The organism is Thermococcus sp., from assembly GCF_027066465.1.
Lineage (GTDB): Archaea > Methanobacteriota_B > Thermococci > Thermococcales > Thermococcaceae > Thermococcus.
Window position 1 is genome coordinate 1 of sequence record NZ_JAMONU010000191.1, and the last position, 5,736, is coordinate 5,736.

Below are 5,736 nucleotides of genomic sequence, written 5' to 3' on the forward strand. Positions count from 1 at the left end.
TCGGAAAGCTCGAAAACATTCTCAAAATGCTCTCAATGACGTCCCTGTAGTGGAGCGCGAGAACCAGAACGGCCAGCGCAATTGCCCCAAGTACCATGAGCTTTGTCCTCATCCCAGACCTCGAGGAGACCCAGAAGACGCCTATGATTCCGAGCGCCACCGGAACCATGTACGTTAGAAAGCCCATTAAGAACGCGTCCCTTATGAACGTCAGGCTCAGGCCGAGCTCACGGGCGAGCGTTCTGGCCAGTCCGTGATTGTATCCGGCCATCCCGTAGCCGAGCACCGCCCCTATGGAGTTCGCTATAAAAACCCCAATGACGAGGGAAAGGGTCAAGAGGAGGGCCGAGATGAGGACGTTCTTTTTTCCGAGGATAAAGGCCCCCAGTGAGAGTGTCAGCGCGTTCGCCCAAATGAAGACGAATATTGGGTAGTAAGCGCTCCAGAAGGCCGATGACAGGCCCGCAAAGATGCCTGGAAGGAGCAGGAGTGTTGCGGTGAGGACTGCTCTCCTGCCTTTCCAGCTGGCGTTCTCAAAGGCCTTCAGACCAGCTGCCATCGAAAGAAACGCCGCACCGTACCAGAAGAGCATGTAGTTGTCTCCCCTGTAGTAGCCGGCCATCGAACGGAAGATGTGGCCGAAGGCCACTGCCATTAAAAGTGCAGATAGAAACGCCTCCTTTTTTCCGTAGAGTTTGAGGACGGCGAAGTAAACGAAGATTACGGTTAGGACACCGAAGATTACGGGGGTCACGCGGAACGCGTTGAAGAGGGAAACCCCGAAGGGCCTCAATAGTTTGTAAACGACCGCCGGCGTCATCCACAGTCCCAAGGGGTGGATGCCTTTCATCAGAATGCCCCATGGGCCGAGGGCGTAGGGGAAGAAGTTCACCCAGCCGTGACTCAAAGCGTAGCGGATGTAGGCGAGGTGGAAGTAGGGGTCGTAGCCGAGGAGGTATCTGAACCTCATTGGGAGGAGTCTGAACGCTGACGCTATGAAAACGAGCAATAAGAGGGCGTACTTTGGGGTAAGAAGCATTTCCTGAAACCTTGAAAGTTTGGCAGGGTTTACCTTCATCATTCTCCCCTCTGGATTTTTGCGTGTCCGCCGACCAAACTTTTCCTCAGCTCGAGGTTTCTGATTTCGCACTTCTCGTCTATTATTGACCGCCATATCGTGGAGTCCCGTATTACGGTGTCGCGGAACACTATTGAGTCGCTCACGTCGGAGTTCTCTATGACGCAGTTCTCCCCGATGTAGGCGAAGGGGCCGATTATTGAGCGCCCGAGAATCTTGGCTCCCCTCTTGATGACGACTGGGGGTATGACCTTCGAATAGGGGCTCAGCTCGGATGCCTCAACGTGGCTCTCCCTGAGGAGGGTTCTCAAAGCTTCAAGATAGCTGTCGGCTGAGCCTATGTCGTACCAGTAGTCAGAGAACGGAAACGCTCTAATCTCCTCACCCTTGGCAAGAAGCCACTGGACGAAGTAGCCGGGGGAGTCCCTGTTTCCTGTGGTCAGGTATTCCCCGAGCATTTTGATGACCCTCCTGGGAAAGGCGTACACCCCCGTGCTGACGAGGGTCGAAGACGGCTCCGCTGGCTTCTCCCTGAACTCCACGACCCTGTCCCCTTCCAAAGTGACGACCCCGTACCTCGACGCGAGCCTTCTGTCGCCGACGTCGTACACGGCTATCTGCGTCCTTCCGTGCGAGCGGAACCTTTCGAGAAACTCGACGAGTGAGAACGAAAACACGTTGTCCCCGGCTATGACGAGGTACTCGTCAAGCCCGAGTTGCTCCACGGCTTCTCTCATGGCTCCTATCGTGCCGAGCTTCTCCTCCTCACGGAGGGTGTTCTCGACTATAAGCTCCACACTGTACTCCTTCGCAACCGGCAGGAAATGACCCTCAAAGAGCTTGTTTGTTGATATGTACACTGGTAGCTTCAACTTGAGGGCCTTTTCGAGGATGTAGTCTATTATTCTCTTATTTCCCAGCGGCAGCAGAGCCTTCGGCCTCCCCTTCGTTATGGGCCAGAGCCTGGTCGCGTAGCCACCCGCCATAATAAGGACTTTCATGCTCCCACCTGAAACATGGCTATCAAACCAATACAAAAGATTTTCCCAAAGGTTAATAATAGTCATTAAAGAAGCTTCTGCGGGGAGAAGTCATGAGGATTCTGGTTACTGGTGGTGCAGGGTTCATAGGCTCTCACCTAGTTGATAGGCTCATGGAGCTCGGACACGACGTCAGGGTTCTCGACGACCTCAGCGCTGGAAGCCTGGAGAACCTCAGGCAATGGCTGGGAAGCGAGCGCTTTGAGTTCATAGAGGGGGACATGCGAAACCTCAACGTCGTTAGAGAGGCCGTTGAAGGGGTTGACGTTGTGTTCCACCTTGCCGCGAATCCGGAAGTCAGAATCGGCTCCCAGAGTCCCGAGCTCCTCTACGAGACGAACGTTCTGATAACATACAACCTCCTTGAGGCCCTGAAGGGTTCCGACGTTGAATACCTCGTTTTCACGAGCTCTTCAACCGTTTACGGTGAGGTAAGTGTCATCCCAACTCCAGAAGACTACGGCCCCCTGAAGCCCATAAGCGTTTACGGAGGGGCAAAGCTCGCCGCCGAGGCCATGATAAGCGGCTACGCCCACACCTTTGACTTCAGGGCGCTGGTTTTCAGGCTCGCCAACATAATCGGCAAGCGCTCCAACCACGGCGTCATATACGACTTCATAAACAAGCTGAGGAGAACCCCCGAGAGGCTCGAGATACTCGGCGACGGAACCCAGAGGAAGAGCTACCTCCATGTTAGCGACACCGTTGAGGGCATGCTTCATGTATTCGAGCACTTCAGAAAGGGAAGCGACATCGTCGACTACTACAACCTAGGCAACGACGACTGGATAACGGTGAGGGAGATAGCCGAAATCGTCAGCGAGGAGATGGGTTTGAACCCAGAGTTCGTCTTTACCGGCGGCGTTGACGGCGGCCGCGGCTGGAAGGGGGACGTCAAGTTCATGCGCCTCAGCATAGAGAAGGCCAAGAAAACCGGCTGGAGGCCGAGGCTGAACAGCTACGAAGCCGTGAGAAAAACCGTCAGGGAGCTTCTAGGACTCGAATAGAGAACTGGTGGGGCCGCCGAGATTTGAACTCGGGTCTCCGGCTCCCGAAGCCGGAAGGATAGGCCAAGCTACCCCACGGCCCCATACCCGCTCTTAAGGGACTTCGCAGGGCTTATAAAGTTTACGGACTACTACGGCGGGGTGTGTGGAGTGAAGGTCAGCGTCATCGTCCCAACGTACAACGAGCGCGAGAACCTCCCAGAGCTTTTCGAGAGAATCTCTCAGGCTTTGAAGGGCTACGACTACGAGATAATCATCGTTGACGACGATTCACCGGACGAAACGTGGAAGCTTGCCGAAGAACTCTCGAAGGAGTATCCCGTTAAGGTAATCAGGAGAACCGACGAAAAGGGCCTATCCTCCGCTGTAATCAGGGGGTTTAAGGAGGCAACCGGCGACGTTTTTGTCGTGATGGACGCGGATTTGCAGCACCCCCCCGAGGTAATCCCCGAGCTTCTGAAGGCGATAGAGGAAGGGGCTGATATAGCGATAGCCAGCAGATACGTTCCCGGCGGCGGTGTTAAGAACTGGTACTGGTATAGAAAGCTGATCTCAAGGGCCGCGATAATGCTCGGCCGCCTCGCCCTTCCGAAAATAAGGGACATAAAGGACCCAGTGAGCGGTTTCTTCGCCTTAAGGCGTGAGGTTGTCGAGGGCGTCGAGCTGAACCCAGTTGGCTTCAAAATCCTCATGGAGATTCTAATCAAGGGCAACTACCGGAAGGTTGTCGAGGTTCCCTTCGTCTTCGGCCTGAGAAAAGCGGGAGAGAGCAAGCTGAGCGGGAAGACGATGCTCAACTACCTGAGGCACCTCTATCGGCTCATGCGCTGGGAGGGCGAGCTGGACAGGCTGATAAAGTTCTCGCTCGTGGGCCTCTCGGGAATCCTCGTCAATGAGGGCTTCCTCTGGCTCTTTGTTCACCTCGGCCTCAGCAAGTACGTCGCCAACGTTCCGGCTACCGAGCTGGCGATACTCAACAACTTCCTGTGGAACGACCTCTGGACGTTCAGAGACCTGAAGAGGAAGCCCCTCTGGAAGAGGCTGGTGAGCTTCCACATGGCCGCCCTTACAGGCGCCCTCGTTCAGTGGGCGATATACGTTCCCCTCGTGTGGCTCGGCCTGCACTACCTCATAGCCAACCTCATCGGAATCGGCGCCTCGTTCATAGTCCGCTTCGCCTTCAACAGGCACGTGACATGGGGTTAGAGAGCTTCCAACCATTAACTTTTAATATTGGTTTTTCTGCAATAGATTTTAGAGGTGTTTGGAGAATGTACGTGGGCGAGCTTCTCAAGGGACTCGACAGGGTCTCGACCGGCGTTCAGGGACTCGACAAGCTCATAGGGGGAGGCTTCCTCGAGGGCCGGGTGTACCTCGTAACGGGCCCACCCGGTAGCGGCAAGACAACCTTTGGAGTTCAGTTCCTCGTTGAAGGGGCCAGAAACGACGAAAAGGGCCTCTTTGTGTCCCTGTTCGAACCCCAGGACGTTCTAATCAAGGACATGCTGAGGTACAACTTCGGAATCCTCGAGCACTTCCAGTCGGGTAAAATAGCCTTCTACGACCTCGGCGAGATTCTGCTGAACGCGGGAAGGGAGCTTACGTGGGACGAGCTTTTCACCCTTCTCGTCGAGCTAATCAAGAGGGAGAACGCCAAGAGGGTCGTCATAGACTCCTTCAGCCTCTTTGAGTCCTTTGTCAGCAACCCATCTGGAAAAAAGAAAGCGCTCGGTCTCTTTATAAGACTCCTCCGCTCGATTGGGGCGACGACGTTGCTCCTTTCGGAAATGCTCAGCTCCGAGAAGTACACCGACGAGTACTACCTGGCCGACGGCGTCATAGTGCTCCACCACTTCATGAGAAACTACCAGATGGTTCGAGCTTTGCAGATACTCAAGATGCGCGGCGTCCCGCACGACAGCAACCTTAAGAGGATGCGCTTCACAACGGAGGGAATCGTTGTCTACCCGGAGGCCCCGATATGAGGAGCAGAAAAGCCCTCCTGGAGGAGGCATACCGCTTCGGCTATTTCATCGGCCTGAGGGGACACAGTGAGTGGGCGGAATGGGTCAGGAAAAAGAGGGAGGAGCTGTACCGGAAGGCTGAGGAGCTGGGCATCTACGAACTCGTTAAGGAAGCCTACCGCCGGGGAAAAGAGGAGGGAAGGAAAGCCCGGGAGGAGATGCTCTACGAAGGACTTGCCAAGGAGTCCGGGGGAGAGGAGAAGACAAAGGCCTCCACCTACGGAAAAAGCGGGGAGCGAGAAGCTGAGAAAGCCCCCCTGAAAATCGAGAGGGACTACCTCGAGTTCCTCGGCAGGGTCAAGCTCGTGCTCCCGCCGGAGTTTCTCGACTCCCTCAGGCACCTCGAGCCGCCGAAGATGCTCCGCCTTGAGGATTAGCCTTTTATAGTCTATTTCTCCACGTTAATACGGTGGTCTTTATGAAGTTGCCCGACGTCCGGCTCAGCCCGGAGCGCGTTCTGAAGGAGATTTCCGAGATAGCGGAGTTCCACAGGATTCAGGGCTCGAGGGAACTCGTTGAGAGCGTCGAGATGATTAAGGAGAGGCTCGACGGGCTCGGCGTTGAGAACAAACTCCTCCGCTCGACTT

The 5,736-nt window shown here is 55.3% G+C and carries 6 protein-coding genes and 1 tRNA gene; 4 read left to right on the top strand and 3 right to left on the bottom strand.

Features of this window, described 5'->3' with window-relative positions:
- Together MVK46_RS09435 and MVK46_RS09440 are read right to left on the bottom strand one after the other, a co-directional pair.
- Window positions 1–1,039: STT3 domain-containing protein (locus MVK46_RS09435; protein WP_367182648.1), on the bottom strand; the 1,039-nt coding region annotated here is incomplete at its 3' end.
- Between the two features lie 38 nt (window positions 1,040–1,077).
- On the bottom strand, window positions 1,078–2,079 hold the full coding sequence (locus MVK46_RS09440) for an NDP-sugar synthase (protein WP_297536425.1): 1,002 nt from the start codon (window positions 2,077–2,079) through the stop codon (window positions 1,078–1,080).
- Between the two features lie 92 nt (window positions 2,080–2,171).
- Here MVK46_RS09440 and MVK46_RS09445 point away from each other — a divergent pair, with 92 nt between their 5' ends.
- Window positions 2,172–3,125, top strand: coding sequence for an NAD-dependent epimerase/dehydratase family protein (locus tag MVK46_RS09445; protein ID WP_297536426.1), 954 nt, complete (start codon window positions 2,172–2,174; stop codon window positions 3,123–3,125).
- A 5-nt stretch (window positions 3,126–3,130) separates the two neighbouring features.
- Here the strand turns inward: MVK46_RS09445 and MVK46_RS09450 are convergent.
- Window positions 3,131–3,208: transfer RNA gene (locus MVK46_RS09450), tRNA-Pro, on the bottom strand.
- Between the two features lie 67 nt (window positions 3,209–3,275).
- Between MVK46_RS09450 and MVK46_RS09455 the strand changes: the two genes are divergently transcribed.
- From MVK46_RS09455 to MVK46_RS09465, 3 genes are all read left to right on the top strand, one after another.
- On the top strand, window positions 3,276–4,331 hold the full coding sequence (locus MVK46_RS09455) for a glycosyltransferase family 2 protein (RefSeq protein ID WP_297536427.1): 1,056 nt from the start codon (window positions 3,276–3,278) through the stop codon (window positions 4,329–4,331).
- A gap of 65 nt (window positions 4,332–4,396) precedes the next feature.
- Window positions 4,397–5,110 (top strand): ATPase domain-containing protein, encoded by a 714-nt coding sequence (locus tag MVK46_RS09460; RefSeq protein ID WP_297536428.1) that lies wholly within the window; start codon window positions 4,397–4,399, stop codon window positions 5,108–5,110.
- Window positions 5,107–5,526, top strand: coding sequence for a hypothetical protein (locus tag MVK46_RS09465; protein WP_297536429.1), 420 nt, complete (start codon window positions 5,107–5,109; stop codon window positions 5,524–5,526). The genes MVK46_RS09460 and MVK46_RS09465 overlap by 4 nt, the downstream gene beginning before the upstream one ends.
- The last annotated feature ends 210 nt before the right edge of the window (window positions 5,527–5,736 follow it).